The sequence below is a fragment of the Kribbella sp. NPDC000426 genome (assembly GCF_040300265.1).
Classification (GTDB): Bacteria; Actinomycetota; Actinomycetes; order Propionibacteriales; family Kribbellaceae; genus Kribbella.
On sequence record NZ_JBEPDK010000003.1, the window covers coordinates 364,897 to 390,807 of the forward strand.

Sequence of the window (25,911 nt, forward strand, 5' to 3'; positions counted from 1 at the left end):
GACGCGACGAAGTCACGCCACTCCCCGCCTTTCACCCAGGACCAAGCGACCGCGTCGGGCGTCCACAACATCGGATCCGCATGCGCCGCCAGCAATTCGTACTGCAGTGTCGGAGCAACCGTGCCGCCGCACAGCTTGGAACAGCACCTGCTTGTCCACCGTCACGGTCGACTCATCCCGCTCGACCACGAGCCGCTCCGCCGAGCCCGCGATGTCTTGCACCAAAGCCGAAAGACAACTCCGCCGGGCAGCGATGTCATTCCTTTCCGCCTGGTACAGGCGAGCCGCGGGCCCGATCTCACCAATGACCGCGAGGATCTTGCGCCGTCTCGCCGGTGACTCCTTGGTGAAATGGATCCGCCGTTCGCGAGGCATCAGCAGACCGGCCATCGTTCGGCGGTGTTCATTCACCTCTGCTGCCGGACACATGATTGCCGCCATGAGAAGACCATTGGTCTTGCTCTCGTCGACAAACACGTGCTCAGGCATGGGGTGAACTCTAAGTGTCTGCTACGACAGCACAAAGTCACGGCCGAGGAGCCAGCTGTTCGAAGTGGAAAGCGCGGATGAAGCAGTCGCGGGGCTGGGTGACGGCGAACAGGATGCAGTCGACTACTGAGGCGGCTGTGAGGTTCGAGCTGGCGTCTCTGGGTCCGTCTTGGACGAAGTCGGGTGGGAAGAGGGAGATGACGCGGATACCCTCGGGACGCAGGCGGGCCGACAGGATCTCGGCGTACCCGGCCTGGGCGTGCTTGGCGGCGTAGAAGGCTGCGTGGGCTTCGGAGCGGTGTTGACCTGGCTCTCCGGCTGCTGAGATCAGGTTGACGATGTCGGGGCGGTCGGAGGCTCTGAGGAGTGGGAGTAGCCGCTCGGTGAGCAGGACGGTGCCGGTTGCGGCGCCGGCGATCGTGTTGGTGATGTCTTCCGGCTCTGCCTCGGGGCCGAGGTAGCGGGCGCCGCTGTTCACGAGGATGTCCAGACGGTCGAGCTCCAGCCGCTCGATCGACGCCGAGTCAGCAAGATCGAGTACGGCGGCAGTCGCCGTACCACCTGCTGCGCGGACGAGGGCCGCAGTCTCCTCCGCCGCAGTCTGCGTACGAGCCGTAGCAACCACCCGAGCCCCGCGGGCCCCAAACGCAAGAGCAACCTTGCGCCCGGTATCCCGCCCAGCCCCCGTCACCAGCACCTGCCGCCCATCAAACGTCATAAACCCACCCAAACACCTCAACCCCACACGAACTCAACCCAACCCACCCCTCACCCCGCCGCAACCCCCGCGCCCTCCCTCCGCCGGCCTCCCGCGGAGTACCCACACCCTCCCCACGCACTTTCTCCCGCCGCAGCCCCCTCCCACGGACAGGCGCCGCACCAGCCACCTCACGCAGTACTCCGCGCCGCACCTCACGCCATACCTCCGCGCCTCACCCACCACGCCGTACCCGTACGCCATCCCACCCACGCCGTACCCCTACGCCATCCCATCCACGCCGCACCTGCCGCCGTACCCCGCCGTACCCGGCACCACCCCACGCCGCACTCGCCGCCTGCGCCGTACCCGGCCATGCCGTAATCGCTCGCTGTACCTCCGCCGCTGCCCGACGCCGCACTCCAGCGCTGTACCCGCTCGCCGTACCACCGCCGCCACCAGGCCCCGTACCTCGCACCGCACCCCGCGTACGCCGCACTCCCGCGCTCTAGCCGCCGGCCGAACCCGGCCGCCACACCGGCGCCACCTCGCGCCGTACTCCCAGCCCGACCCGTCGACGCCGTACCGCCGCACTCCCGCGCCGGCCGCAGCCGCGCAGTACCTGGGGCGAGCTCACGCCGTACCTCCGCCGCCGCACTTCCGCGCTGTACCCGCTCGCCGTACCACCGCCGCCACCAGGCGCCGTACCTCGCACCGCACCCCGTGTGCGCCGCACTCTCGCGCTCTAGCCACCCGCCATACCCGGCGGCTGCACCCAGCCAGCGCGACCCCTCGCCGTCCCCCCGCCGACGCCGTACCGCCCGCCCAAGACCAGCAGTACCTCGGCACCTACCGGGCGCCGCACGCACGCCGGGCCCGCCTCCCCCGCGCAGTACCCGCCGCCGAGCCTGGCGCCGCCTCTCGCCGCACCTCACGCCGTACCCCGGCCCCAGCCGCCAGCGCCGTACTCGCAGTACCCCACCTCCACCGCACCCCGCGCCGGACCCGCACCCAGCCGCCGTACCAGCGGCCGGCTCGCGCCGTACTTCACGCCTCACGCGCTGCGCGTCACCAGCCTGCGCCGTACCCGGCGCCGTACCCGTGAGGTGGGTGTCAGGCTCGGGTCATTGGGGGGTGGAGGGTGGTGGCTGTGCCGCGGTGGAAGAGTTGGGCGGGGCGGCCGCCGTCTCGGGTGGTTGTGGTGCCGGCGGGGACGACGAAGTCGGCGGTCTTGGTGACCTTGCGGTGGAAGTTGCGGGGGTCTAGCGGCGTGCCCCAGACCGCCTCGTAGACGCCGCGCAGCTCGGAGATCGTGAACTCTGGTGGGCAGAACGCCGTCGCCAGCGGTGAGTACTCGAGCTTCGCCCGCGCCCGCTCCACCCCGTCCGCCAGGATCCGGCGGTGGTCGAAGGCCAGCTCCGCGTCGCCTGAGGCACCGTCGACCGAGGCGACGTCGACCCAGTGGGCCGACGCTGCGTCGGAGCCGGCGATCGGCGTGGGCAGGTCGGGGACCAGGGCGAGGTAAGCGACGCTGACCACGCGGCCGCGTGGGTCGCGGTCGGGGGCGCCGTATGTCGCGATCTGTTCGAGGTGGATCCGGTCCGAGGACAGTCCGGTCTCCTCCGCGAGCTCTCGACGCGCGGTCGTCTCCAGGTCCTCGTCGGGCCGGACGAACCCGCCGGGCAGCGCCCAGCGTCCCTGGTACGGCGCGATGCCGCGGCGGATCAGCAGCACCTGGAGGCGGCCGTCGCGCACGGTCAGGATGACCAGGTCGGCGGCCAGGCCGAGCGGCTCGAAGTCCGCGCTGCCCCCGGTACGGGATTTCCTCTCCATGAAGCCCACTCTAATCGTCACCTTGACGAGAAGCTACGGCAGCCCTTATCGTCAAAATGACGACAAGGAGAACGAAGAGATGGCAGACATCACCCGGTTCCGCTTCATCAGTCACCTGCGAGCCAACCCCACCACCCACGTGCGGCACCTGCGCAACGGCAAGGTCGCGCACGACGGCGCCGGCCAGGCGTTCTGGTTCCGGGCGCTGAACTCGTCGCTGAGCGAGATCCCGATCGACGACCGCGAGCAGCCCCTGCTGTTCCACGGCCGCACTCAGGACTTCCAGGACGTCGCCGTGCAGGCCAGCGTGACGTACCGCGTCACCGACCCGGCGCTGGCGTCCAGCCGCCTCGACTTCGGGATCGACCCGGACACGGGGCTGTGGCGAGCCACTCCGCTCGAGCAGCTCGGTGGTCTGCTGACTGAGCTCGCCCAGCAGACCGCTCTGGACCTGCTGGCGCGGATGACGCTGACGGAGGCCCTGTCGGAGGGCATGACAGGTCTGCGTACGGCGGTCGGCAGCGGACTGCGCAATGACCAGCGGCTGACCGGTCTCGGCATCGGCGTGGAGGACGTGCGCGTGGTCGCCGTACGGGCGGAGCGGGATGTCGAGAAGGCGCTGCAGACCCCGACCCGCGAGATGGTGCAGCAGGCGGCGGACAAGGCGACGTACGAACGTCGCGCGATGGCCGTCGAGCGGGAGCGTTCGATCGCGGAGAACGAGCTGCAGAATCAGATCGAGCTCGCCCGCCGCGAGGAACAACTCGTGAACCAGCGCGGTCAGAACGAGCGTCTACGCGCGACCGAAGCCGTAGCGGCGGAGGCGATCACGACTGAGGCCGCGGCGAGCCAGCAGCGGACGCTGAGCCAGGCCGAGGCCGACGCGAAGCGCGTCATCGGCGCTGCGGAAGCTGCCGCGGAGAAGGCTCTGCTGGACGCGTACGCCGACCTGGACCAGGGCACGATCCTCGCGCTCGCGATCAAGCAGGGCGCCCTGCCGGAGATCGGGACACTGAACCTGACGCCGGACCTGCTCACCCCGCTGCTGACGAAGTTGGCCGAAACGCGATGAGCCTCCCACCCAGGGCGGTGATCGTGCATCGGGCGACCGAGTTGACCGAGTTGGTCGCCCGGCACGGTACGCGGCAGCAGGCCGGGTTCTTCCTGGCCGGGCGCGGGCGTGATCTGGCCGAGCTCGATGTGCGGCACCAGGCCCAGCAGGACGCGCTCGCCACGGTGTCGGCGGCGATCCCGCTGGACTGGCGCCGAGCTGTTGCCGAGCGCAACGATCTCGACCGGTTCGGGTTCGGGCCGGAGGACGTCGTGATCGCGGTCGGCCAGGACGGGCTGGTCGCGAACGTCGCGAAGTACCTCGACGGGCAGCCGGTGATCGGCATCAACCCCGAGCCGGCCCGCAACCCCGGCGTACTCGTGCCGCACGAACCCGACGCGATCGCGGACCTGCTCATCACTCGGACCGTCGCCGAGCGCACGATGGTTGCCGCGAGCACCGATGACGGCCAGCAACTGCTGGCGTTGAACGAGGTGTACGTCGGCCACCGCACACACCAGTCCGCCCGCTACCGCCTGAGTTCGCCCGACGGGCTGCCCGAGCGGCAGTCGTCGTCGGGGATCCTGGTCGGCACCGGGACCGGATCGACCGGCTGGTGCCGATCCGCGTGGCAGGAACGACGGAGTCCGCTCGGGCTGCCGGCACCGACCGATCCGATGCTGTGCTGGTTCGTCCGCGAGGCGTGGCCGTCGCCGGCAACCGGCACCGACAACACCGAAGGGTTGCTCAAGGCGCCGGATTCGCTGACGATCACGGCCGAGTCGGACCTCGTCGTGTTCGGCGACGGGATCGAGTCCGACACGCTCGCCGTGACCTGGGGTCAGCGCGTCGAGGTCGGCGTGGCAGCGGTGAAATTGCACCTCGTCGTCTGAGCAGGCGCTAGATCTCCTTCGACGGCTGGATGATCAGGTGCGGCAGATTCACCTCGCGCGGACGACCGACGACGTACGCGATGAGCTCCGCGACCTCGCTCACCGGGACGGCGGGGAGGCTGCTGCGGAGGTCGTCGACCATCGATTGCAAGTCGGTCGGGAAGCTGTCGGCGAGTTCGGTGCCGTCGATCATGCCGGGCTCGAGGGTGGTCACCCGGATACCTTCACCGGCGAGTTCGGCCCGCAACGTGCGGGTCAGGTGGCTGACGCCGGCCTTCGAGGCGCCGTACGCCGCCATGCCCGGGTTGAACCGGTCTGCGGCCAGCGAGGACACGTTGATCAAGTCGGTCGTCCGGGTCGCGGCGGACCGTCTGAGCGCCGGCAGGAAGGCATGCGTGACGGTGATGACACCGGTCAGATTGACCTCGACGGTACGACGCCAGTCCGCGAGCGGCCCGTCGGCGAACGGGATGACGGACATCAGCCCGGCGTTGTTCACCAGCAGGTCGACATCGCCGAAACGCTCCTGCACTTGCGCTGCGGCCTCGGCCACGGACTCCTCGGACGTGACGTCGGCCGGTACGACGAACGCCGTACCGCCGGCCTCCGCGATCTGCGCCGCCACCTTCTCGAGGCGGTCGCGACGACGGGCGAGGAGCGCGACGGATGCGCCGTCCGCGGCGAGACGAGTGGCGATGGCTGCGCCGATTCCGCTGGCGGCGCCGGTGACGAGTGCGATACGTGAAGTGCTCATGGGTCTACGGTCCGCCCCGCGGCGATGGCGCAGAAGGTCCGCTTTCACCATAGGTCTGGCAGTACCACCCAGCGTCCCGGGGATACTGGAGCGGTGAGTGCGCTGGGAGAGTTCTTGCAGACCAGGCGGGCGCGGGTCGGGCCTGAGGACGTCGGGTTGCGGCCAGGGCCGGATCGTCGCGTCACCGGCCTGCGCCGCGAGGAGGTCGCGCTGCTCGCGAACGTGAGCGTCGACTACTACATCCGCCTCGAGCAGGGTCGCGCCGCAAACCCTTCCGTCGCGGTGCTGACCGCGGTCGCGGACGCTCTCCGGATGGACCAGGCAGAGCGTGATCACCTGCGCTCATTGGCCTGCGCGGCCCCACCCGCCGTACCGCCGACGGCGCCTGTCCGCCCGCAGCTGAAGGCGATGCTGGACGCGATGCAGGATCTCCCCGCAATCGTCGTAGACCGCCTGAGCAACGTGCTCGCGTGGAACTCCGCCGCGTTGTCGGTGATCGCCGACTTCGAGGACCCGGCGCAACGGAACCTCGCCCGCCACTACTTCCTGGATCCGTCGTCGCGCACGTTCTACGCCGACTGGGAAACCGTCGCCGAGGACGCAGTCGCGCTGCTTCGTCGCGCATCGTCCGAGTACGTCGAGGATGCGGAGCTGGCGGCACTGGTACGAGAACTCCGCACCGCCAGCCCCGACTTCGAGCGTTTCTGGCTCTCCCAGAACGTCCAGAACCGCTCCCACTGCCCGAAGACCCTCAACCACCCGCTGGCCGGCCCTCTCACCTTCACCTTGGAGCCCCTCCAACTCCCGGGCGACACCGACCAGTTCGTTCTCACCTACACCCCCGCCGACCAGCCCACCAGAACTTGGCTGGCCGACCGCATCCCGCTACAGAAGTAGCTACTCGCCGTTGGCCGTGTCGTAGACGGGGATGGTCACCCAGCGGAAGTTGACCGGGTCACTGAGGTTGCCGGCCACCTCGCCGCGGGACTGGATCACAGTGGACAGGCCGTTCGCGTGGCCCACGGCGTACAGGTAGTTCTTCTTGGTGTCCTTGTCGATGCCGAGCAGCAGCGTGCCGTACTGACCACAGCCCATCGCCGACAGCGTCTCGAAGCCCTGCCACGTCCGCGTGCGGACCTGCTTCACAACCGGCTTCATCGGGGACGCGGCCGGGATGCGGATCGTGTACAGCGCCCCGCCGCGCGTGTTCGCCAGGAAGGTGTCGTACGTCGGGGTCTTGGCGATCAGCGTCATCGACTTCACCGACGAGAAGCCCGGATACGATCCGGCCGCGTGCCAGCCCTTCCCGTCGACGTTCCAGCGGAACAGCACGCCGTCGTTGCGCAGCGCGTACGACGCCGACCGGTAGATCTTCTTCGACCAGTCCGGGCTCTCGTAGTCCGAGGTCTCGAGGAACGTGAAGCTGCCCCAGCCGCCGCCGATCCGGCTCAGCGACTTGTTGTCGATCGTGCCGTCGCCGTACTCCTGGTAGGAGCTGTAGTAGAGCGCGTCACCGATCACGACGTACCCGTAGCGATCGGTGCCGGAGATGTCCGGCTCGATCGTCTGCCGCGCGCTCAGCCGGACCTGGCCGGGCGCGTACACCCCGGGACTGGTCCAGTCGTCCGGAGTCGTCGGCGGTACCGTCGCGGTCGGGTCAGCGAAGTGGTGCCCGCCGCTGGCGGTCACCCCGCCCTGCCAGACGAAGCAGGCGTTGGCCTGCGCCGCGGTGATCTTCCGGTTGGTCCCCGGCACCGTCGCCCCGGGCTTGGTCGGGTCAGGTTTCGCGGCGTGCGCAGCTGCCGGCATTAAGGCGGTCAGGGCAAGTGCCGCACAGCCCGCCAAAGCAGTCAGTCGTCGATTCATGTCCACCCCTTTCACACCCTCTGATACAGAGCGGACGCGAAAGGTTGTCAGAATTCGGCGTAGGCAGCTGTGAGGGTGGCTGCGTCGTGTTCCCAGTTGAGCTCCGCGGCCGCGGAACGAACACCGTCGGTGTAGGTGCTGTAGTTGTCGATCACCGAGCGGACCGCGTCGGTCAGCGACTGCGCGTTGCCGGGCTCGTACAAACCGCCGAGCTTGTACTGCGTGACAACCGCACGCAGTTCAGGGAGGTCGGCGGCGACGACCGGAACGCCGGCGCGGACCGCGTGGAAGAGCTTGTTGGGAAGGGCAAGGCGGTGGTTCTCGCAGGTGTTCGTGAGAGTCACCAGCGAGATTCCGTACGTGCGGAGCGTGTCGTCGACCTCGTCGATCGAGCGCTCCGCCACCGTCTCCACCGGGCCCAGATCCAAGCGATAGTTGGGATCCACCGACCCCATCAACACGGTCCGGAACGGCAGCAGTTGCCGTGCCGCGGCAACAACCGTCGGCAGATCGCGTCCGGCGCCGACGCGTCCGGCGTACAACAACCCCTCCGGCCGATCCGGCGCCGGCGGTACGTCGTCCGCCCGCGGGAACGTGTTCCGTACGACGCGAACGTCCGACAACCCGCGTGAACGCAACCGCGCAGCGATCCCGTCCGACACGGTGAACACGACCCGTGCGCGCGACGCCAGCGATACCTCGTACCGCCGCCCGCGCGCCCGCCACAACGGCGTCGGCCGGCCCGGCAGCGCCCGGTCGAACCACAGCTCGTGGCTGTCGTAAACCAGCGACGCGGACCATCGCGACGCGTACTCCGCAGCCAGCTCCAGCGTGTTGAAGTCATGCGCATGCACGACATCAACCGGCCCGGCTGCGGCCACAACCGGCGCCGCTGCAGTCCGCCAGTGCTTCTCGGTGCGGTTGCGGTGCTCGGGCAGCAACAGCCACCGCCCGAACCGCTTCGCCAGCACCTTAGGCCCGGAATGCCCGTGCCCGACGGTCAGCCCGCCGTTCCCGGTCCGTAGACCGGAGGAGCGGGAGACTGACTCCACCGTGATCCCCGGGCCGATCTCGAAGCCGTCAGGGACGTCACGGCCGATCACGTGCAGCGTGTGACCGGCCGCGGCCAGAGCCGTGGCCTCCCGCAGGATCCGCGAGTCCCCGGCGATCGGGGACTGCGCGATCATCAGAATCCGCACTTACTCGCCGCCGGATGAGCTGGAGCGCTGCGGACCGACCTCGTTGTTCAGGAACGGCAGCAGCACCTCGACCGACCGGTGCCCGTCGTGCAGGTCCCGGACGTAGCCGGGTCCGGCGTCGGCGATCTTCCGGGCCGAGTCACGCTCGCTGACCAGCCGCTCGATCACCTCGGACAGGTCGTCCGGCGTCGCCTCGGCGATCGGCAGATCGCTCGGCAGCAGGTCCCGGACCGGGTCCGCGATGTGGCCGACGGTGACCCGGCCGGCGGCCATCGCCTCACAGGCGAAGACGCCGTACGAACCGAGCAGCATCTGGTCGACGACGATGTCGGCGTCCTTGACCATCTCGGCCAGCTCCGCGTGCGGCACACCCTGCACCCGCTGGTACTTGATCAGGCCGCGCGCGTCCAGATCGGTCAGCACCGGGTCGACGTACGCCGAGCCCTTGAGCGCACTGGCCGACGGCGCGTGCAGCACCACCGGAACGTCGCGCTCGAGCACCGGCCGGTTCGACGCGAAGCCCTCGACGTCGACCGCCAGCGGGATCCAGATGCCGTTGTCGACGAACTCCAGCAGGTCCGGCGTGGTCACGTAGACCGGGCCGTCGTACCCCTGCAGGTGCCGGCGCATGTTGTCGTTGCCGGACTGCAGCCGCTGGGTCAGCTCGTCCTCGGGGTTGCGGAACGGCGAGTACCGGTACCGCGCCCGGTGCAGGGCCGGATCGCGGATCTCCGAGCCGTGGAACAGCACGCCGTGCTTGATCCCGGCCTGCTCGAGGATCGGTACGTCGGTGGTCCACATCTGCCCGCGCAGCTGGCCGAACATCGGCCGGCCCGCCTCGAACAGCACGTGCGTGACCTCACGCAACGCGTACGCGGTCAGCTCGAGCTGCCAGCGCAGATCGGTCCGGTACTGCTTGTAGGTCCCGGTCCGGTGCACCTTGAAGTCGAACGAACCGCTGCCCGTGGTCAGCGACTCGACCTTGACGTCCGGCACCTCACGCTCAACCGCGGTCGCCCACAGCCAGGCCTGGCCCGCGCTGTTGACCGGGCCGATCAACAGGTGCGGCTGCTTCTTCTCCACCGCCCCGCCCTGGCGGACGACGTCCAGCTGACGCCCGGTGAGCTCGCCGTACAGCGTGCGCAGGTTGGCAGCCTGGCCTGCCCAGGACACCTCCTGCTGGTAGACCGGGTCCGCGACCCGCTCCCGGTAGCTGTCGAGGTCCGCGAGCACCGTCCGCACCTTGGCGGCGAGGTCCCTGGTGTCCTCGGCGGTGAAGACCTCGCCGATGCGCGTGCGCTCGACGAACTCCTTCATGCTCGGCATGTTGCTGACGACCACCGGCAGACCGGCGAAGGCGTACTCGAACAGCTTGTTCGGCAGCGCCATCTCGTGGCTTGGGTAGCGCAGGATCGGGATCAGCCCGACGTCCGCGGTCCGCAGGAACGCGACCACCTCGTCCGGCTTCACCGGTTCCAGGCAGTGCAGACGGTCCTGCACCTTGAGCTGCACCGCCTGAGTCTGCAGCTCACGGACGGCGTCCGTCGCAACGCCCGGCACACACACAACGGCCAGGTGCACGTCCGGCAGGTCGACCAGCGCCTGTACGGCGGTGTGGACGCCACGCGCCCGCGTCACGCCACCGCTGTAAACCAGCAGCGGTACGTCGGGGGCCAGGCCGATCTGGCTGCGGATGTCGGACACCTCGACCGACACGTCAGCAGGGTTCGGCGTGTTCATCACGACCGTCGGCCGGAGCTTGAGCTTGTGCTCGGCCTGCAGCCGGGTGGCAATCGCCGGGCTGACCGTGATCACCCGGTCCGCGTCGCCGATGTACTCGCGCTCGTGGTTGGCCCAGGCCGCGATCGAACGCCGGGTGCGGGCACCGTACTGCGAGAGGCCGGCGACGTACTCGTGCGCGTCGTAGACAACCTTCAGCGTCCGGCCGCGCAGCGCCGCGCGACCGGCGGCGCGGGTCGCGACACCGATCACGTGCATGTCGTGCGCGTGCACCACGTCCGGCTCGAGGCGGTCGATCAGGTCGCCGAACGCGAGCTCCAGGTCCAGCGCCTCGGGGTGCAGCTTGCGCCACGGCGCCGGCCAGGGCAGCCGGTGCAGCACCCCGTCGTACGCCCGCCAGCTGAACTTGAACGGTGCATCGGCCTTGTTGCCCACGCCCTTGCGGACCCAGCTGGCCCGCTCGGCGGCCTTCCAGCGCGCCCGGCGGAGCAGGCGGGTGCCGACGCCGGCCTTGAACTTGAGCGGATTTCCCTGGCCCGCCTTCGCCCGTGCGATCGCATGCCCGGAGTCGGCCTTGAGCTCCTTCAGCTCGGCCTGGATCCGTTCGCTGCGCGCCACGTACGTCGCGCGGTACCTGTACCCCACCAACGGCGGCCGCCAGTTGCGTCGCGCCGTACGGCTTCGTTTCCGTTCCTCACGCAGTGCGAAAGGCACCGCCACCCGGACGATCAGCGCTCCGTCGAGCATCTCCCTCGACGGCAGGCCGCTGGCCGAGACCCCGAGCACAGTTACCTCTGCTCCGGTCTCGGCCAGTGCTGCGGCCTCCTTGCGGACCCTACTGTCGTTGGTGACGTCGTTGGCGACCATCATCACGACCCGCAGGTCGGCAGTTGTCACTGGCTGACCGACCTTCCGATCACAATCCGACGGACACCCGCCCAGCGCGCTGGGTCGGTGCGGTCACGGCCGTCGACGAGCACCTTCACACCCGGCAGGTCGGCCGGGCTCAGCTGTGCGTAGTCGGCATGGTCGGCCTGCAGCACGGCCGCGTCCACCGGCGTGCCCAGCGTGTACGGCGTGAAGCCGAGCCCCTGGAGCTCCTCGTCGGTGTACAGCGGGTCGTGCACGGACACCTCGGCGCCGCGCGCCTTCAGCGCCTCGACAGCCGGGAAGACGCCGGAGAACGCCGTCTCCTTCACGCCACCACGGTACGCCGCGCCGAGCACGACCACCTTCGCGCCCTTCAGGTCGCCGAAAGCGCCCTCGAGCAGGCCGATGGTGTAGTCCGGCATCCCGGCGTTCGCCTCGCGGGCGGCGCGGACAACGGTTGCCTCCGGGTCGGTCCACAGGTACAGCCGCGGGTAGACCGGGATGCAGTGGCCGCCGACCGCGATACCGGGCCGGTGGATGTGGCTGTACGGCTGCGAGTTCGACGCCTCGATCACGGCGTGTACGTCGATGCCGTTCTGGCCGGCGAACCGGGCGAACTGGTTCGCGAGGCCGATGTTCACATCGCGGTAGGTGGTCTCGGCCAGCTTCGCCAGCTCCGACGCCTCGGCCGAACCGAGGTCCCAGACGCCGTTCGCGCGCGGCAGGTCGGGACGCTCGTCGAAGTCCAGCACCGCCTCGTAGAAGGCGGTCGCACGCTTCGCGCCCTCCTCGGACAGGCCGCCGACCAGCTTCGGGTACTTGCGCAGGTCCGCGAAGACCCGGCCGGTGAGGACGCGCTCCGGGGAGAACACCAAGTGGAAGTCGGTGCCCTCGGTCAGACCGGAGATCTCCTCGATCATCGGCTTCCACCGGTTGCGGGTGGTGCCGACCGGGAGCGTGGTCTCGTAGCTGACCAGGGTGCCGGGGCTCAGGTGCTCGGACAGCGAACGGGTCGCGTTCTCCATCCAGCCGAACTCGGGCTCGCCGGTCTTCTCGTCGACGAACAGCGGCACGACCACGACCACCGCGTCGCTGTTCGGGATGGCGTCCGCGTAGTCCGTGGTCGCCCGCAGACGGCCGTCGGCCACGGTCTCGGCGAGCAGCTCCTGCAGGTGGGCCTCACCCGGGAACGGCTCCTTGCCGGCGTTCACCATCTCGACGAACTTCTCGTTGATGTCGACGCCGACGACCTGATGGCCCTTGGCCGCGAACTGGACCGCCAGCGGCAGTCCGATCTTGCCTAAGGCAACAACACTGACACGCACAGGTTCTCCACTAGGTAGTGATTCTTCATCGGGGGCCCCGGAGCTTCCGTTCCAGCGGGTGCTCGACGAACTTGTAGAGCAGCCACGAGGCAATGATCGAGAGGACGAGGACACCGGCGTACCACGTCAGGTTGGACCAGCCGATCGGGCCGGCCACACCGTGGTGCTCCTTGATCGCGTACAGGATCGTGGCGTGCACCAGGTAGAAGGCGTAGGACCATTGGCCCAGCGCGACCATCGGCTTGCTGCGCAGCAGCGACCGGCCGCCGCGGGTGTCGCGGGCCGCGACCGCGAGGATCAGGAAGCCGTACAGGAAGGTGAGGACCTCCTTCTGGCACAGGCCCATGGTGATCGCGCCGGGGAAGGTGGCCGCGTGCTTACCGGAGTACCAGAGGATGTACAGACCGCCGCCGGTGACCAGGAACGCGAACCACACCGGGATCCGCGGCTTCCAGCCCGATCGCAGCGAGATCGCCAGACCGATACCGAACAGGAACGCCACTGAATGCAGGATCGGTTGCGGCAGGATCGGTACGACGTCCTTGTAGTGGAACAGCGCCAATCGGTACGCACCGCCGGCCACCAGCACCGTGACGCACAGGATCAGGCCGCCGGCCGTCTTCAGCCGCTGCGTGGCCCGCCAGACGAACGGGAAGTACGCGTAGAAGAACGCCTCCACCGACAGCGTCCAGCCGGCCGGGTTGCCGCCGTACAAGATCGTCGGGTTGTTCGACCAGCCGTGCAGCAGGAACAGTGACAGCACCAGCACAGTGACCGAGATCGGCTTGATCCAGGACATGCCTGCCGGCGGGTCGGCCCGGTAGAAGACGAAGAACGCCGCGACCAGCGTGAGGAAGTACAGCGGGAAGATCCGGGCGAGCCGGCGCCGGTAGAACGTCCGGATCTTCGTGCCCTTCTGGGCAGACCAGGTGAGCACGAAACCGGACAGCACGAAGAAGAACGTGACGCCGGAGGTGCCGAACTTCAGGAAGTCGAAGATCGGCAGCGGCGCCAGGTTGGTCATGTGGTGGCAGAACACGAAGAAGGCCGCCCACCAGCGCAGGCCGGTGAGCGACTCGACTCGTGGCAGCCGTCCCGCGCGGGAGGCCGGCGGTGTGCCGGACTCCCCCGGGAAGGCACTGACAGGCGCGCCGGGCGGCGGGGTCCCCACATCTGTCGACCCGGGCAACTCCTGGGTCGACGGCGTCTGGTTCTCTTCGGCGGCCTTCGTCATGTAGTTACTCCGCGAGAGTGGCTACGACACGCTCAGCAGCGTGGCCGTCGCCGTAGGGCATCGGGCGTTCCCCCGTGGGAGCCGGCCGGGCGGCCAACTCGGGCAGCTTACTCACGTCGGATGTCAACACGTTCCATCCGTCCTCCAGCGTCTCCACCCACTCGGTCTCGGTGCGCAGCGTGGTGCACACCCGGCCGAGCAGGAACGCCTCCTTCTGGAGGCCGCCGGAGTCGGTCACCACACCGGCCGAACCGAGGACGGCCGCGACCATCTCCGGGTAGGCCAGCGGCTCGCGGACGTGCAGCGAACCGTCCGGACGCTCCAGCTTGATGCCGTGCTCCGCGCACTTCGCGACCAGCCGCGGATGGGCCAGCAGCAGCACCGGCGAACCGGCCGCGGCCAGACCGTCGACGATCCCGGCCAGCCGCTCCGGGTCGTCGGTGTTCTCGGCCCGGTGGATGGTCGAGACGACGTACTCGCCCTGCTTGAACGGGAGGTCCAGCGGCTGGTTCCCGACCGCGTCGCGGACCCGGAAGCAGACGTCGGTCATCACGTCACCGACCAGCCGGGACTTGGCCTGCAGGCCCTCGTTGGCCAGGTGGTCCATCGCCACCTGGGTCGGCGCGAGCAGCAGGTCGGCCGCGTGGTCGGTCAGCACCCGGTTGTGCTCCTCCGGCATCAGCCGGTTGAACGAGCGCAGGCCGGCCTCGAGGTGCGCGACCGGCAGGTGCATCTTCACCGCGGACAGGGCGCCGGCGAGCGTCGAGTTCGTGTCGCCGTACACCAGCACCCAGTCGGGCTTGTGCTCGTCCAGTACGGCGTCCATCGCGGCCAGCATGGCCCCGGTCTGGACGCCGTGGCTGCCGGACCCGACGCCCAGGTGGACGTCCGGGTCCGGGATCCGCAGATCGGCGAAGAACACGTCGGACATGTTCTTGTCGTAGTGCTGCCCGGTGTGCACGATCACGTGCTGGTGCTCCGTGGCAGCGAATGCCTCTGCCACGGGCGCCAGCTTCACGAACTGTGGGCGAGCCCCGACAACACTCAGAACCTTCATGACTAGACAGACTCCCCGGCGACCTTGATGGTTCGATCCTCGGCGGCGGACTGGATCACGGCCTCGGCCACCGCCACGGTGGTCAGACCCTGCTGCAGCGTGACGATGTCGGCGTCCTTGCCCAGGACCGCGTCGCGGAAGGCCTCGTGCTCGGTCTTCAGCGGCTCCGGCTTGCTGATCGCGTACCGGATCATGTCGCCCTCGCTGACACCGCGGAAGTGCGCGACGTCGTCCCACGCGGTCTGCACGGTGCCGTTGGCGTGGAAGGTCAGGTCGGCCGTCAGGGTGTCGGCGATGAACGCACCCCGCTCGCCAGTGACGACCGTCATCCGCTCCTTCATCGGGGACAGCCAGTTGATCAGGTGGCTGGTGACCGTGCCGTCGGCCAGCTTGCCGGTGACGGCGATCAGGTCCTCGTACTGCCGGCCCGACTTGTGGGCGCTCTGCGCGGACACCGTGACGAACGGCGACTGCGTCACCCACGCGGTCAGGTCGATGTCGTGGGTGGCCAGGTCGAGCACCACGCCGACGTCGGCGATCCGGGCCGGGAACGGGCCCTGGCGACGGGTGGTGATCTGGTAGATGTCACCCAGCTCGCCGGCCTCGAGGCGGACCCGCAGCGCCTGCAGCGCCGGGTTGTACCGCTCGATGTGGCCGACCGCGCCGACCAGCCCGGCCGCCTCGAACGCCTTCGCGATCTCGGTCGCCTCGGACGAGGAGCCGGCCAGCGGCTTCTCGATCATCGCGTGCACGCCGGCCTCGGCCAGCGCCTTCGCGATCTCGGCGTGGTACTGCGTCGGCACCGCGACCATGCAGTAGTCGAGCTTCTCGGCGATCAGCTGCTCGATGTTCTCGTGCACCGGACGACCACCGGCCACGTTGAACTTGTCACCGCCCGGGTCGGCGACCGCAACCAGGTCGACGCCCTCGAGGGAGGCCAGCACGCGAGCGTGGTGCCGTCCCATCATGCCCAGGCCGATCAGGCCCGCACGCAGGTTCGCCATGGTCACGCACCCGCCTTCGCCACGGTGTTCACCGCGGCCACGATCCGGTTCAGGTCGTCCTCGGACAGCGAGGGGTGGACCGGCAGCGAGAGCACCTCGGCCGCGGCCTTCTCGGTCTCCGGCAGATCCAGCTCGCGCTGGAACGAGGGGAGCCGGTGGTTCGGGATCGGGTAGTACACGCCGCAGCCGACGCCGTACTCCGTGCGCAGCGCGTTCGCGAAGCCGTCGCGGTCCTCGGTCACCCGGATCGTGTACTGGTGGTACACGTGGCTGGCCTCGGCGGCCACGGCCGGGATGCCGACACCGGCGAGGTTCGCGTCCAGGAAGGCCGCGTTCTCCTGCCGCTGCTTGGTCCAGCCGCCGACCTTGGTCAGCTGCACCCGGCCGATGGCGGCGTGCAGGTCGGTCATCCGGTTGTTCAGGCCGACGACCTCGTTCTCGTACTGCTTGAGCATGCCCTGGTTGCGGTACAGCCGCATCCGGCGCTCGATGTCGGCGTTCGCGACCGAGTTCATGCCGCCCTCACCCGACGTCATGTTCTTGGTCGGGTACAGGCTGAACATCGCGAACTCGCCGAAGGTGCCGACCGGCGCGCCGTTCCAGGTGGCGCCGTGGGCCTGCGCGGCGTCCTCGTAGATCTGGATGCCGTGCTTGTCCGCGATCTCCTGCAGCGCGGTCATGTTGGCCGGGTGACCGAACAGGTGCACCGGCATGACGGCCTTGGTCTTCTCGGTGATCGCTGCCTCGACCGCCTTCGGGTCCAGGCAGAAGTACGTCGGCTCGATGTCGACGAACACCGGGGTGGCGCCGGTCAGCGCGACGCTGTTCGCGGTGGCGGCGAAGGTGAACGACGGGACGATGACCTCGTCACCCGGTCCGACGCCCGCGGCCAGCAGGCCGAGGTGGAGACCCGACGTGCCCGAGTTCGTCGCGACGCACGCACGGCCGGAGACCAGCGCTGCGCCGAACTCCTGCTCGAACGCCGCTACCTCGGGGCCCTGGGCCAGCATGCCGGACTGCATGACACGGTCGACGGCCTCGCGCTCCTCCTTCCCGATGATCGGCTTCGCGGCCGGAATCGGCTGCACCATCAGTTCTCCTCCAGGTTTTCTTCGGCCGGCCGCAGCCGCCCGTCGGTTTCGATGTACATCTCGCCCGTGTTCGGGCACTTCCACTCGCCGTCACCGACGGAGAGCAGCGGAACTCCGGCCTTGCCGACCCACTTGAGCCGACGAGCCGGAACCCCGGCGACCAGCGCGAAGTCTGGCACGTCCTTGGTCACCACCGCACCGGCGGCGACAGTGGCCCAGCGGCCGATGGTGACCGGGGCCACGCAGACGCTGCGCGCACCGAGCGAGCAGCCTTCCTTCATCGTCACCCCGACCGGTTCCCAGTCGTGCCCGCTCTTCGGCGACCCGTCCGGGTTCACCGCGCGCGGGAAGTAGTCGTTGGTGAGCACGACGGCCGGTCCGATGAACACACCGTCCTCGAGCGAGGCGGGCTCGTACACCAGCGCGTAGTTCTGGATCTTGCAGTTGTCGCCCATCCGGACCCCGGTCCCGACGTACGCGCCGCGGCCGATGATGCAGTTCTTGCCGAGGACGGCGTTCTCGCGGATCTGCGCGAGGTGCCAGACCGACGAACCGTCGCCGATCTGGGCGCTGTCGTCGACGTCAGCGGACGGCGCGATGCGGGACGTCACAGGGTCTCCTTCAGGGTCAGCCAGGTTTTCAGTACTTCGGCCGAGCGGCGTCCGTCGTGCAGGTCCGTCACGAAGCCGGGGCCGGCCGCCGCCCGCTCGGCGGCGGCGTCACGATCGGCGATCAGACCGCTGACGACCTCACCCAGGGTGTCGGGATCCGCCTCCACGATCGGGACCTCTCGCCCGGCCAGACTACGCACCCGCTCGCGTACGCCGTCACCGACGTACGAAACGACGATCCGCCCGGCGGCCAGCGCTTCCGCGGCCGCCACGCCGTACAGACCGATCCGGAGTTGGTCGACAACGATGTCGGCGTCGCCGATCACGGCCGGCATGCCGCTGTGCGGTACGCCGGTGATGCGGCGGTACTCGATCTGTCCGCTTTCCTGCAGCGCGGACAGGACGGTGTCGATCTCCGCGGTGCCCTTGAGCTTCGCGTTCGACGGAACGTGAGCGACGACGGGCTTGTCGTGGCCGAACAGCGGCCGTGCGGCTTGCTGCCAGGGCGCCGGGTCGATCGCGACCGGCAGCCACTGCGCGTTCGGTACGTCGTCCAGCAGGTCGACCGTGGAGACGAAGACCGGAAGATTCAGCGACTCGACGAGCTCGGCGTGCCGGCGGGCCTGCGCCTCCAGCCGCTCGGTCAGCTCGTCACCCGGGGTGAACGGCGACCACTGCTCGCGCTTCGCGTGCCGGCTGGGCAGGCGGATGTCGGAGCCGTGGAAGAGCAGCGAGACGTTGATGCCCTTCGCGAGCATCGCCTCGATGTCGGGGGTCGCGTCCGCGTAGCCGCGGGAGCCGAAGACCGGGCGCAGCGACTCGACCATCACGTGCGTGTAGTTCGACAGGACGTGCTGCTGCTGGGCGCGCTGCCAGCGGGTCTGGCCGAACCACGCCAGCGGCACGCCGTAGTCGTTCTTGAATTCGAACTGGCCCTTGCGTTGCAGGGTGAACGAGACGGCGTCGACATCCGGCAGGGTCTGAGCGGCCTGTGCCCAGGCGTGGCCCTGACCGGCGGAGTTGGTCGGTCCGACCCACATCCGCACCGGCGTCGCAGCGGCCGGCGGGAACGCCGGCAGCTGCGCGAACGAGTACCGCAAGCCCCGGAGCCGCCGCCGGACCGCTCCCGCGGTCCGGGCCAGCGGCGCCGGCAGGTGCTCGCGGATCGTCATCGTCGTCGTGTCACCCATTACCTGCTGGTGCCTTCAACTGGTCGAACTCACGGCGGGCGGCCGGCAGACCGAGCACCACCGGGGTGCTGGCCTTCCGCTGGCCGAGGTTCCAGCCGGCCCAGATCGCACCGGCGTCCAGCGCCACGACCACGTCGGCCTTGTCGATCGTCGCCATTACGTCCCGCCGGCTGAGCACCCGCTCCCAGTAGTTCTTCCCGAGATCGTTCGTCGCCCGCTGCCCACGCAGGAACTTCACCGGCGCCGACGTCTTAATTGCCTTAGGCAACATCCGCCCGGCAACCTTACGCGCCCTCCGCGCCCGCCACTCGACCGCCTTCACAACCCGCTTGGCCCCAGTCGGCTTCGGCTTCGGGGCAGGCTTCGGCTGCGGTGCCGGTTCAGCGGCGGCGACCTCGGCTGCGGCCGGGGCGATGTTCGCCTCGTCGGCGACTACGGCTGCCGGGTCGGCGACGGCCTCCGGCGCGATGACAGCGTCGGGAGCCTCCTCCGACAGCTCCGCCGCCGGCTCCGGCTCGGGGGCCGGTTGGGCGGGCATGCGGCCGGGGCCGATGAGGGTGAAGGTGTTGACCTTGTCGGCGACCCACGCGGACGGGGCTACCCAGCCGACGACGTCGATGACGATGTTCTGGTCGCCGAGGTCCTCACGGACCTGGTCGAAGTACGTCGGCGGAAGGCGCCGCGTGGACAGCAGTACGACGGTGTTCATGCCGCAACCCCCTTCACGGACGCAGCCAGCGACTCGATCCGCGGATCCAGCTGCAGGTCCCGCCGGTACGACGCACCGAACTCACGCGCCTTCGCCCGGATCCCCTCGTCCGCGGTCCGCGCCGCGTGCGCCGCCTCGACCAGCGCCGCCGCGATCGCCTCCGGCGTCACGTCCGACACCGGGAACCACAACGGATGACCCCGCAGTACGTCGGACGCCGCGTTCTCCGGGTCGTGCACCGACACCACCGGCAGCCCGGTCGCGAGGTACTCGAACACCTTGCCACTCGTCACGTACCGCCCCTTGCCCAGCATCAGCAGCTGGACGTCGAACTCGTCGTACGCCTTGGCGATCTCGGCCTTGCCGACCGGGCCTTCGTAGCTGACCCCGGCCTCGGCCGCGCTGTTGATCGTCGCGAGCATGTCGGCCCGCGGCTGCGCGTAGTACCCGAGGTAGCCGTGGATCTTCGCCTTCGCGCCGGCCAGTTCCTCGGACTGCTCCTTGGCGAGCTTCCAGCCCTCGACGAAGTCGGCCAGCGGCACCTTCGGCGACACGGTCCCGACGTACCCGAAGACCAGCGGGCGGTCGGTCACCGCGCCACGGTCGGCGGTGTCCGGCACCAGGTCGGGGTCGAAGCCGTTCGCGACCGTGTGCATCTTCGACGCGTGCGCCGGGTAGAGCTTCTCGTGCCACTCCTTGATCGGGTCGTTGACGAACCAGACCTCACGAGCGGACTCGACCAGCTTCTTCTCCCACTTGGCCGCGCGGCTGTTCGGCTCGTGCAGCCGGTCGCCGGTGAACACGTCCAGCAGCCACGCATCGCGGTAGTCCATCACGTACGGCACCTGGAACTTCTTGTGCAGGTGGTACGCCGCGGTGAACGCGACATGCGGGTTCGCGGTGGCGACGGTCAGGTCGACCTTGTGCGCCTTGTGGATCTGCTCCGCGGCCTTCTCGATCACCGAGCGCCACGGCCCGTACCCGGTCTCCGGGAACGGGATCTGGTCCTGCTTGGTGCGCCACTTGCTCCACAGCTTCGGGTTCTGCGCCCGGCGCTTGGACCACTTGCGCAGATCGGCTTCGAGGATCGGCCACTCGAACGGGACCCGGACGACCTCGACGGCGGGGTCGACCCGCTCCTCGAGGGTCAGGTCCGCACCGGTGAACCGGAAGAACGTGTCGCGGTCGGCCGTCAGCACGGTCACCTTCCAGCCGAGCGCGGCGAACCGGTTGGCCGTGGCCAGTGCCCGGTAGACACCGCCGCCCCGGCAGGGCGGGAAGCCCCAGGCGACGTACAACAGGTGAGGGCGGTCGGTCATGCACTTCCCTTTAGCAGTTTGAGAATCGCGTCGGCCAGGTCGTCGTACGGCGTGGTCGTGGGCAGATGTTCGGCCGCCCACTGCAGTGCATGATCATGCAACTTCTCCAGCTCACCGGGGTCCGCGGACCAGCGCCGCAAGGTCTCGGCGGCCTCCGCCACCGAGTCCACCAGGACTCCGCCACCGGACTCCTCGATCACCCTGGACTGCCGGGGCAGCCGGGTGGAGAGCACGGGAAGACCGCTGGCGAGGTACTCGTAGATCTTGGACGGCATCGCTTCGATGAACGCCGGCGTCGGCTGCAGCATGGCCAGGCTCGCCCAGGCACCCTGTGCGATCCGCCAGGCGTCCGCGGGTGGCTGGCGCCCGTGCAGCCGGACGCGGCCGGCCAGCTCGGGCTCCTCGATCCGGGCTTCGAGCTTGTCCCGGTCCGACGGTGCGACCGGGCCGACCAGGTCGAGAGACCACTCCGGCGCCGCGGCGACGGTCTCGACCATGTCGAACAGTCCACGGCTTTCCCGGAGGTCACCGACGTACACAGCGCGCGGAGCGCCGGTCGCGGGTGCCGGGGCCAGGAAGCCGTGATCAGGAAGGTTCTGGACCACCAGGCGGTGCTTGGCCTGGTGCGGCGCCAAGTGCGAATCGGCGACCACGGTGAGGTCGGCTCCCGCGGCCAGCTTCGAACCGGCGCGCACGATCAACCGGGCCGGCAGGCCCGCCGGACCCTTGGCCCAGGCGCGGTCGGCCAGCAGCCGCTCGTAGTCCTCGTGGACGTCGACGACCAGCTTGCGCCGCCGCAGGCCGGTGACGAGACGGGCGATCGGGATCATGTCCGGATCGACCGTCATCACCACCTTCGCCTTCGTCCGCCACGGCAGCACGGCCGTGCGGGCCAGCCGCTGCACCATCGTGCCGCGCGGCCCGGCGTGCACGACGGCGCCCGCCGGCCCGCCGCTCGCCTCACCGAGGCCCCAGAGCTCGACCGTGAGGTCGCGGTTCTGCAGAGCCGCGGTGATCTTGTGCAGGCGCGCGTCGGCCACGTCGTGACCGGTCGTGATGATCCCCACGTCCGGCGCCGTGCTGGGTGACATCGGTCAGAGGTCCTCGAGTGAGACGGCTTCTTCTTCCCCGACCTGCAGGAACTTGGTGTAGGCCTGGATGACCTCGTTGGGCTCGCCGCGCATCATCAACTTGCCCTTGTGCAGCCAGATGCAGTCGTTGCACATCTCGCGGACGCTGCTCATCGCGTGGCTGACCAGGAACATCGTCCGGCTGTTCGAGACCAGCTCGCCCATCTTGGCCGCGGCCTTGGTCTTGAACGACGCGTCACCGGCGGACAGCGCCTCGTCGATCAGCAGGATGTCCGGGTCCATGTGCACCGCGACGGAGAACGCCAGCCGGCTGAACATGCCGGACGAGTACGTCCGCATCGGCATCTCCATGAAGTCACCGAGCTCGGCGAACTCGGCGATCTCCTCGTACCGCGCCTCGATCTCCTTGCGGCTCAGGCCGGCCGCCAGGCCGCCCAGCACCACGTTCTCCTTGCCGGACAGCGCGGCGTTGAAGCCGACACCCAGCGACAGCAGCGTGGAGACCCGGCCGTGCACCTCGATCCGGCCCGACGTCGGCGGCAGGATGCCGGCCACCGCGCGCATCAGCGTCGACTTGCCGGCGCCGTTCGCGCCGATGATGCCGATCGTGGTGCCGTGGTTGACGTCGAAGGACACGTTCTGGACGGCCTTGACCTCGCGGACGGCGCGCTCGCCGCGGCCGAGCCGGATGATCGCGCTCTTGAAGGTCGGCACCCGCTCGAACGTCGTCCGGTAGGTGATCGACACGTCCTGCACCTTGACGGCGGGGATGTCCGAGGGGCTCTTCTGCATCGGCTTCTTCTCGGTCTCAGAGACGGACAACGAACTCACGCTCCCTCGACATGAAGAACAACGAGCCGATCACGAACGCGGCCCCGGCGAACACCACAGCGCCCGCCCACATCTTCCACTCCGGGACGTGGCCCTTGACCAGCAGATCGGTCCAGCCGCCCAGCAGCGAGTAGAGCGGGTTGTACTGGATGAAGCCCTTGAACTTCGCGGGTGCCTGCTCGGCGAACCAGAGCACCGGCGACATGTACAGCCAGATGCGCACGAAGTACGGCAGGAAGCTGGTGGTGTCGCGGAAGTACACCTGCAGCGCGGCGAAGATCATCCCCATACCGGCCGCGAAGATCGTCAGTAGCACCAGGAACACCGGCGCGAGCAGCATCTGCCAGTGCAGCTTCAGGCCCACGATGACGTGGATCGCGACGTACACGACCAGGGTCGGCAGGAACCGGAAGAACGCCGTCCGGACCGCGGACAGCGGGAGCAGCATCCGCGGGAACGACTGGTTCATCAGCAGCTTGCCGCCGCCGACCACGCTGGCCGCACCGGCCGTCATCGCACCCGAGAAGTAGTAGAAGGCGAACAGGCCGCCGCACATGTGAGCGAACCGCAGTCCGGCATCCACCTTGGTCGCGCCACCGGCGATGATGTCGGTGAGCAGGTAATAGACCAAGGCGAGCAACAGCGGGTTCAGCACCAGCCACACCTGGCCGAAGAAGGTGTTCGTGTGGGCACCCCGGATGTTGGTCCGGGACATCTCCGCTGCGAACTCTCTCCGCTGCCACAGCGCCTTGAAGTACGGGCGCAGGGCCGGCAGGCCGACCTTGTGTGGTTCGTACACGTGCACCGACGGGTTGAACTCCTCGTCGACGCTAGTCGCGTTCATTCAGGCGACGCCTCTCTCTGCCGGAAAATTTGATCCACGATGGCCGAGCACCTGGGTTTCGGCGACTGCCGCCCGGGGTACGGCGGCGTGCCACGCAGACCGGGAAGCAGAGTAGCGGATCGGCTTCAACGCCGACGACACAGCGGTCCTCCTTAGTGAGCAACGACGTACAGACGGCTACGAAACCCCGTACGACACTGCGTCAGCAACACCTGAGTCGTCCTTCGCCGATCGTTATCCGGAATATACATTTGACAGGCAGCGACGACCAAAACGCCTTGCAGCCAAGTCAAATCGCGGTCAATTCATGGGTACGACGCTACGCACCGAGGCGAAGTTGACGTGACCTGCCACACCGGTCCCGTGACTGCTGTGATCACAGGAGTCAGGTGTTATCGGCGGGACCCCGGAAGATGCTTCCTGGCCGGAGCGGGCCGGGCGGAGGACGTGACGCGCAACATCACATCCGCGCTCCCCATGGACAGCCTCACCATCCACGGAGCACCGGTCTGCACCTCCCGGGGTACCACCGTCGACCCGGAGCAGCGTCCGCGCTGGGCGGAAACGGACGCACGCCGTACCGGATCGGCCGGCACGATGACCAGGGCGGCGGTCATCGCACCTCGAGTCCGTCCCCAGAAGGGCTGCGGACGCCGGCAGGTGCGCGCAGCTGATGTGGGGACGGACCGGAGGCCGGCGGAGGACAGCGACGGCTGGAATCCCTGCAAAGATGCCAGCGCGCTGGGGACGGCAGCATCGACACGAGCGGCTACGGCACACGGCGGAACCGGTCGCATCGGGCTTCTCCTCCTCATCGGCCTCACGATTGGAGATGCCACAGTTTGTACACCCTCCAGCACAGCCGGTGATGGCACGGAAGTGCGAGGGCACCGATGCGCCGGGATCGAGACCCAACCGAAACAGGCTCCGCTGACGAGACAGCGAACAGAGGCCAGAATTGGAACAGCAGCCCGGCGGCGCTCAGGTGGTCCGTCGCCGGGCTGCTGGACCTCAATTCTCGCTCACAACTGCGCGGAAATGGTGGCCAGATGGTGACACGGCACAAGAATGTTGATCGAACAACAAATATCGCTGCGCGCATACACGTCGACACGGACCGTTCCGACGGCGCTGGACCGCCCCCTCTACGCTTGAGGGACGGTAGCGGACGGTGACAGCACTGGGAAGGGAGGGGAGCAACGTGAGCACAACCGACACGGAGCGTGCCGGCCATTTGAAGGTGCTCGGGCTCAACGACGACGAGATCGAGGTCTACCAGCATCTGCTGCGGACCGGACCGTCGTCGATCACCGAACTGGACGACGCGGTCCCGGACCGGGAACACCCGATCGACTCGATCCTGAGCGGGCTCGTGCAGGCCGGGCTGGCCCGGCGGTCCGGCTCGGACCACTCCCGCTACCTGCCGGTGCCCCCGGACGCCGGCCTGGAGGCCCTGACGCTGCGGCGCGAGTCGGAGCTGAAGCAGGCCCGGATCGACGTCCTGAACGCGTACGACGAGTTCCGCCGGACCGTGCACAACGAGTCGACCACGCACCTGATCGAGGTGGTCACCGGTAGCGCGATCGTCGAGCGGATCCACCAGATCAAGGGCGGCGCGCAGCGGGAGATCCTGGCCATCGACTCCCCGCCGTACTACATCGGCGGTCCGAACCAGGAGGAGATCGACCACCTGAAGCGCGGCGTCGCCTACCGGGTCGTGTACTCACCGGAGTCCGTCGAGGTGCCCGGCTACCTGACCGAGAACATCCTCCCGTGCGTGGAGGCGGGCGAGCAGGCGCGCGTGCTGCCCGACGTACCGGCGAAGCTGACCATCATCGACGGGTCGATCGCCTACGTCTCGATGTCGGTGCGCGATACCGAGGTGAACCGTTCGCTGCTGATCATCCGGCCGAGCAGCCTGCTGACCGCACTGATCGGCATGTTCGAGCTCTGCTGGCGCAACGCGCTACCGCTGCACGCGTCGGTCGGCACCGAGGACGACCGCCTGGAGCCGATCGAACGCCGCCTGCTGGCCCTCCTGGCCACCGGCGCCGCCGACGACACCATCGCCCGCACCCTCGGCATCAGCCGCCGCACGTTCTTCCGCTACCTCGAACGCCTGATGAACCGCACCGGCGCCAGCACCCGCTTCCAACTAGCCCTCCACGCCGCCCGCGAAAACTGGCTCTAGAACACACCAAAAAGGCCCGCAC

At 68.9% G+C, this 25,911-nt stretch carries 24 protein-coding genes; 4 read left to right on the plus strand and 20 right to left on the minus strand.

The window, feature by feature from the left end:
• Nucleotides 1-12: 12 nt before the first annotated feature.
• The 4 genes from ABT313_RS15500 to ABT313_RS15515 all read right to left on the minus strand — a co-directional run bounded on the left by ABT313_RS15500 (nucleotide 13) and on the right by ABT313_RS15515 (nucleotide 3,019).
• On the minus strand, nucleotides 13-489 hold the full coding sequence (locus tag ABT313_RS15500; RefSeq protein WP_350853102.1) for a hypothetical protein: 477 nt from the start codon (nucleotides 487-489) through the stop codon (nucleotides 13-15).
• 37 nt (nucleotides 490-526) lie between these two features.
• Nucleotides 527-1,207: an SDR family oxidoreductase gene (locus tag ABT313_RS15505; protein ID WP_350853105.1), complete on the minus strand. Its 681-nt coding sequence runs from the start codon at nucleotides 1,205-1,207 to the stop codon at nucleotides 527-529.
• A gap of 487 nt (nucleotides 1,208-1,694) precedes the next feature.
• Nucleotides 1,695-1,823, minus strand: a complete 129-nt coding sequence (locus ABT313_RS15510) for a hypothetical protein (protein ID WP_350853108.1) — start codon at nucleotides 1,821-1,823, stop codon at nucleotides 1,695-1,697.
• A 476-nt stretch (nucleotides 1,824-2,299) separates the two neighbouring features.
• Nucleotides 2,300-3,019 (minus strand): NUDIX hydrolase, encoded by a 720-nt coding sequence (locus ABT313_RS15515; RefSeq protein ID WP_350853111.1) that lies wholly within the window; start codon nucleotides 3,017-3,019, stop codon nucleotides 2,300-2,302.
• 79 nt (nucleotides 3,020-3,098) lie between these two features.
• On the opposite strand from ABT313_RS15515, the gene ABT313_RS15520 reads away from it, so the two are divergent.
• Both ABT313_RS15520 and ABT313_RS15525 read left to right on the plus strand, forming a co-directional pair.
• A complete protein-coding gene (locus ABT313_RS15520) occupies nucleotides 3,099-4,091 on the plus strand; it encodes an SPFH domain-containing protein (RefSeq protein WP_350853114.1) in 993 nt (330 codons plus the stop codon).
• Between the two features lie 23 nt (nucleotides 4,092-4,114).
• Nucleotides 4,115-4,963, plus strand: a complete 849-nt coding sequence (locus tag ABT313_RS15525) for an NAD(+)/NADH kinase (RefSeq protein WP_350853117.1) — start codon at nucleotides 4,115-4,117, stop codon at nucleotides 4,961-4,963.
• 7 nt (nucleotides 4,964-4,970) lie between these two features.
• Here ABT313_RS15525 and ABT313_RS15530 read toward each other — a convergent pair whose 3' ends face one another.
• Nucleotides 4,971-5,717 carry an SDR family oxidoreductase gene (locus ABT313_RS15530; protein WP_350853119.1) on the minus strand — a complete coding sequence of 249 codons (747 nt, stop codon included), beginning with the start codon at nucleotides 5,715-5,717 and terminating at the stop codon, nucleotides 4,971-4,973.
• Between the two features lie 93 nt (nucleotides 5,718-5,810).
• On the opposite strand from ABT313_RS15530, the gene ABT313_RS15535 reads away from it, so the two are divergent.
• Nucleotides 5,811-6,614 carry a helix-turn-helix transcriptional regulator gene (locus ABT313_RS15535; RefSeq protein ID WP_350853122.1) on the plus strand — a complete coding sequence of 268 codons (804 nt, stop codon included), beginning with the start codon at nucleotides 5,811-5,813 and terminating at the stop codon, nucleotides 6,612-6,614.
• Here the strand turns inward: ABT313_RS15535 and ABT313_RS15540 are convergent, their stop codons facing one another.
• Genes ABT313_RS15540 through ABT313_RS15610 form a run of 15 tightly spaced genes read right to left on the minus strand, consistent with a single transcriptional unit; the run spans nucleotide 6,615 to nucleotide 23,698 of the window.
• The gene (locus tag ABT313_RS15540) at nucleotides 6,615-7,583 is read right to left on the minus strand and encodes a hypothetical protein (RefSeq protein ID WP_350853125.1); all 969 of its coding nucleotides are present in this window, start codon (nucleotides 7,581-7,583) and stop codon (nucleotides 6,615-6,617) included.
• 47 nt (nucleotides 7,584-7,630) lie between these two features.
• Entirely contained in the window at nucleotides 7,631-8,770 is a 1,140-nt protein-coding gene (locus ABT313_RS15545) for a glycosyltransferase (protein WP_350853128.1), read from the minus strand.
• 12 nt (nucleotides 8,771-8,782) lie between these two features.
• A complete protein-coding gene (locus ABT313_RS15550; protein ID WP_350853131.1) occupies nucleotides 8,783-11,419 on the minus strand; it encodes a glycosyltransferase family 4 protein in 2,637 nt (878 codons plus the stop codon).
• Nucleotides 11,416-12,717, minus strand: a complete 1,302-nt coding sequence (locus ABT313_RS15555; RefSeq protein ID WP_350853134.1) for a nucleotide sugar dehydrogenase — start codon at nucleotides 12,715-12,717, stop codon at nucleotides 11,416-11,418. The genes ABT313_RS15550 and ABT313_RS15555 overlap by 4 nt, the downstream gene beginning before the upstream one ends.
• Nucleotides 12,718-12,742: 25 nt before the next feature.
• Nucleotides 12,743-13,951: an acyltransferase family protein gene (locus ABT313_RS15560; RefSeq protein WP_350853137.1), complete on the minus strand. Its 1,209-nt coding sequence runs from the start codon at nucleotides 13,949-13,951 to the stop codon at nucleotides 12,743-12,745.
• A gap of 4 nt (nucleotides 13,952-13,955) precedes the next feature.
• Nucleotides 13,956-15,008, minus strand: a complete 1,053-nt coding sequence (wecB, locus tag ABT313_RS15565; protein WP_350853141.1) for a non-hydrolyzing UDP-N-acetylglucosamine 2-epimerase — start codon at nucleotides 15,006-15,008, stop codon at nucleotides 13,956-13,958.
• A gap of 2 nt (nucleotides 15,009-15,010) precedes the next feature.
• Nucleotides 15,011-16,012 carry a Gfo/Idh/MocA family protein gene (locus tag ABT313_RS15570; RefSeq protein WP_350855102.1) on the minus strand — a complete coding sequence of 334 codons (1,002 nt, stop codon included), beginning with the start codon at nucleotides 16,010-16,012 and terminating at the stop codon, nucleotides 15,011-15,013.
• A 2-nt stretch (nucleotides 16,013-16,014) separates the two neighbouring features.
• On the minus strand, nucleotides 16,015-17,106 hold the full coding sequence (locus ABT313_RS15575; protein ID WP_350855105.1) for a DegT/DnrJ/EryC1/StrS family aminotransferase: 1,092 nt from the start codon (nucleotides 17,104-17,106) through the stop codon (nucleotides 16,015-16,017).
• Nucleotides 17,103-17,714, minus strand: a complete 612-nt coding sequence (locus ABT313_RS15580) for an acyltransferase (protein WP_502883989.1) — start codon at nucleotides 17,712-17,714, stop codon at nucleotides 17,103-17,105. The genes ABT313_RS15575 and ABT313_RS15580 overlap by 4 nt, the downstream gene beginning before the upstream one ends.
• A complete protein-coding gene (locus ABT313_RS15585; RefSeq protein WP_350853144.1) occupies nucleotides 17,711-18,904 on the minus strand; it encodes a hypothetical protein in 1,194 nt (397 codons plus the stop codon). Before ABT313_RS15585 ends, ABT313_RS15580 begins: the two co-directional genes overlap by 4 nt.
• On the minus strand, nucleotides 18,897-19,613 hold the full coding sequence (locus tag ABT313_RS15590) for a hypothetical protein (protein WP_350853147.1): 717 nt from the start codon (nucleotides 19,611-19,613) through the stop codon (nucleotides 18,897-18,899). Before ABT313_RS15590 ends, ABT313_RS15585 begins: the two co-directional genes overlap by 8 nt.
• Nucleotides 19,610-20,932 (minus strand): glycosyltransferase, encoded by a 1,323-nt coding sequence (locus tag ABT313_RS15595; RefSeq protein WP_350853150.1) that lies wholly within the window; start codon nucleotides 20,930-20,932, stop codon nucleotides 19,610-19,612. The genes ABT313_RS15590 and ABT313_RS15595 overlap by 4 nt, the downstream gene beginning before the upstream one ends.
• On the minus strand, nucleotides 20,929-22,023 hold the full coding sequence (locus ABT313_RS15600) for a glycosyltransferase (RefSeq protein ID WP_350853153.1): 1,095 nt from the start codon (nucleotides 22,021-22,023) through the stop codon (nucleotides 20,929-20,931). The genes ABT313_RS15595 and ABT313_RS15600 overlap by 4 nt, the downstream gene beginning before the upstream one ends.
• Before the next feature lie 3 nt (nucleotides 22,024-22,026).
• The gene (locus ABT313_RS15605; protein WP_350853156.1) at nucleotides 22,027-22,845 is read right to left on the minus strand and encodes an ABC transporter ATP-binding protein; all 819 of its coding nucleotides are present in this window, start codon (nucleotides 22,843-22,845) and stop codon (nucleotides 22,027-22,029) included.
• On the minus strand, nucleotides 22,832-23,698 hold the full coding sequence (locus tag ABT313_RS15610) for an ABC transporter permease (RefSeq protein WP_350853159.1): 867 nt from the start codon (nucleotides 23,696-23,698) through the stop codon (nucleotides 22,832-22,834). Before ABT313_RS15610 ends, ABT313_RS15605 begins: the two co-directional genes overlap by 14 nt.
• A 1,201-nt stretch (nucleotides 23,699-24,899) precedes the next feature.
• On the opposite strand from ABT313_RS15610, the gene ABT313_RS15615 reads away from it, so the two are divergent.
• Entirely contained in the window at nucleotides 24,900-25,889 is a 990-nt protein-coding gene (locus ABT313_RS15615) for a helix-turn-helix domain-containing protein (protein WP_130445874.1), read from the plus strand.
• Nucleotides 25,890-25,911 lie beyond the last annotated feature (22 nt).

What these genes read in the sequence shown, in the direction of transcription:
- ABT313_RS15570 (WP_350855102.1), bottom strand. Translation starts at nt 16,012, where the DNA reads ATGGCGAACCTGCGTGCGGGCCTGATCGGCCTGGGCATGATGGGACGG.
- ABT313_RS15530 (WP_350853119.1), bottom strand. Translation starts at nt 5,717, where the DNA reads ATGAGCACTTCACGTATCGCACTCGTCACCGGCGCCGCCAGCGGAATC.
- ABT313_RS15500 (WP_350853102.1), bottom strand. Translation starts at nt 489, where the DNA reads ATGCCTGAGCACGTGTTTGTCGACGAGAGCAAGACCAATGGTCTTCTC.
- ABT313_RS15600 (WP_350853153.1), bottom strand. Translation starts at nt 22,023, where the DNA reads ATGTCACCCAGCACGGCGCCGGACGTGGGGATCATCACGACCGGTCAC.
- ABT313_RS15505 (WP_350853105.1), bottom strand. Translation starts at nt 1,207, where the DNA reads ATGACGTTTGATGGGCGGCAGGTGCTGGTGACGGGGGCTGGGCGGGAT.
- ABT313_RS15545 (WP_350853128.1), bottom strand. Translation starts at nt 8,770, where the DNA reads ATGATCGCGCAGTCCCCGATCGCCGGGGACTCGCGGATCCTGCGGGAG.
- ABT313_RS15585 (WP_350853144.1), bottom strand. Translation starts at nt 18,904, where the DNA reads ATGGGTGACACGACGACGATGACGATCCGCGAGCACCTGCCGGCGCCG.
- ABT313_RS15590 (WP_350853147.1), bottom strand. Translation starts at nt 19,613, where the DNA reads ATGAACACCGTCGTACTGCTGTCCACGCGGCGCCTTCCGCCGACGTAC.
- ABT313_RS15515 (WP_350853111.1), bottom strand. Translation starts at nt 3,019, where the DNA reads ATGGAGAGGAAATCCCGTACCGGGGGCAGCGCGGACTTCGAGCCGCTC.
- ABT313_RS15520 (WP_350853114.1), top strand. Translation starts at nt 3,099, where the DNA reads ATGGCAGACATCACCCGGTTCCGCTTCATCAGTCACCTGCGAGCCAAC.
- ABT313_RS15595 (WP_350853150.1), bottom strand. Translation starts at nt 20,932, where the DNA reads ATGACCGACCGCCCTCACCTGTTGTACGTCGCCTGGGGCTTCCCGCCC.
- wecB (WP_350853141.1), bottom strand. Translation starts at nt 15,008, where the DNA reads ATGAAGGTTCTGAGTGTTGTCGGGGCTCGCCCACAGTTCGTGAAGCTG.
- ABT313_RS15610 (WP_350853159.1), bottom strand. Translation starts at nt 23,698, where the DNA reads ATGAACGCGACTAGCGTCGACGAGGAGTTCAACCCGTCGGTGCACGTG.
- ABT313_RS15560 (WP_350853137.1), bottom strand. Translation starts at nt 13,951, where the DNA reads ATGACGAAGGCCGCCGAAGAGAACCAGACGCCGTCGACCCAGGAGTTG.
- ABT313_RS15540 (WP_350853125.1), bottom strand. Translation starts at nt 7,583, where the DNA reads ATGAATCGACGACTGACTGCTTTGGCGGGCTGTGCGGCACTTGCCCTG.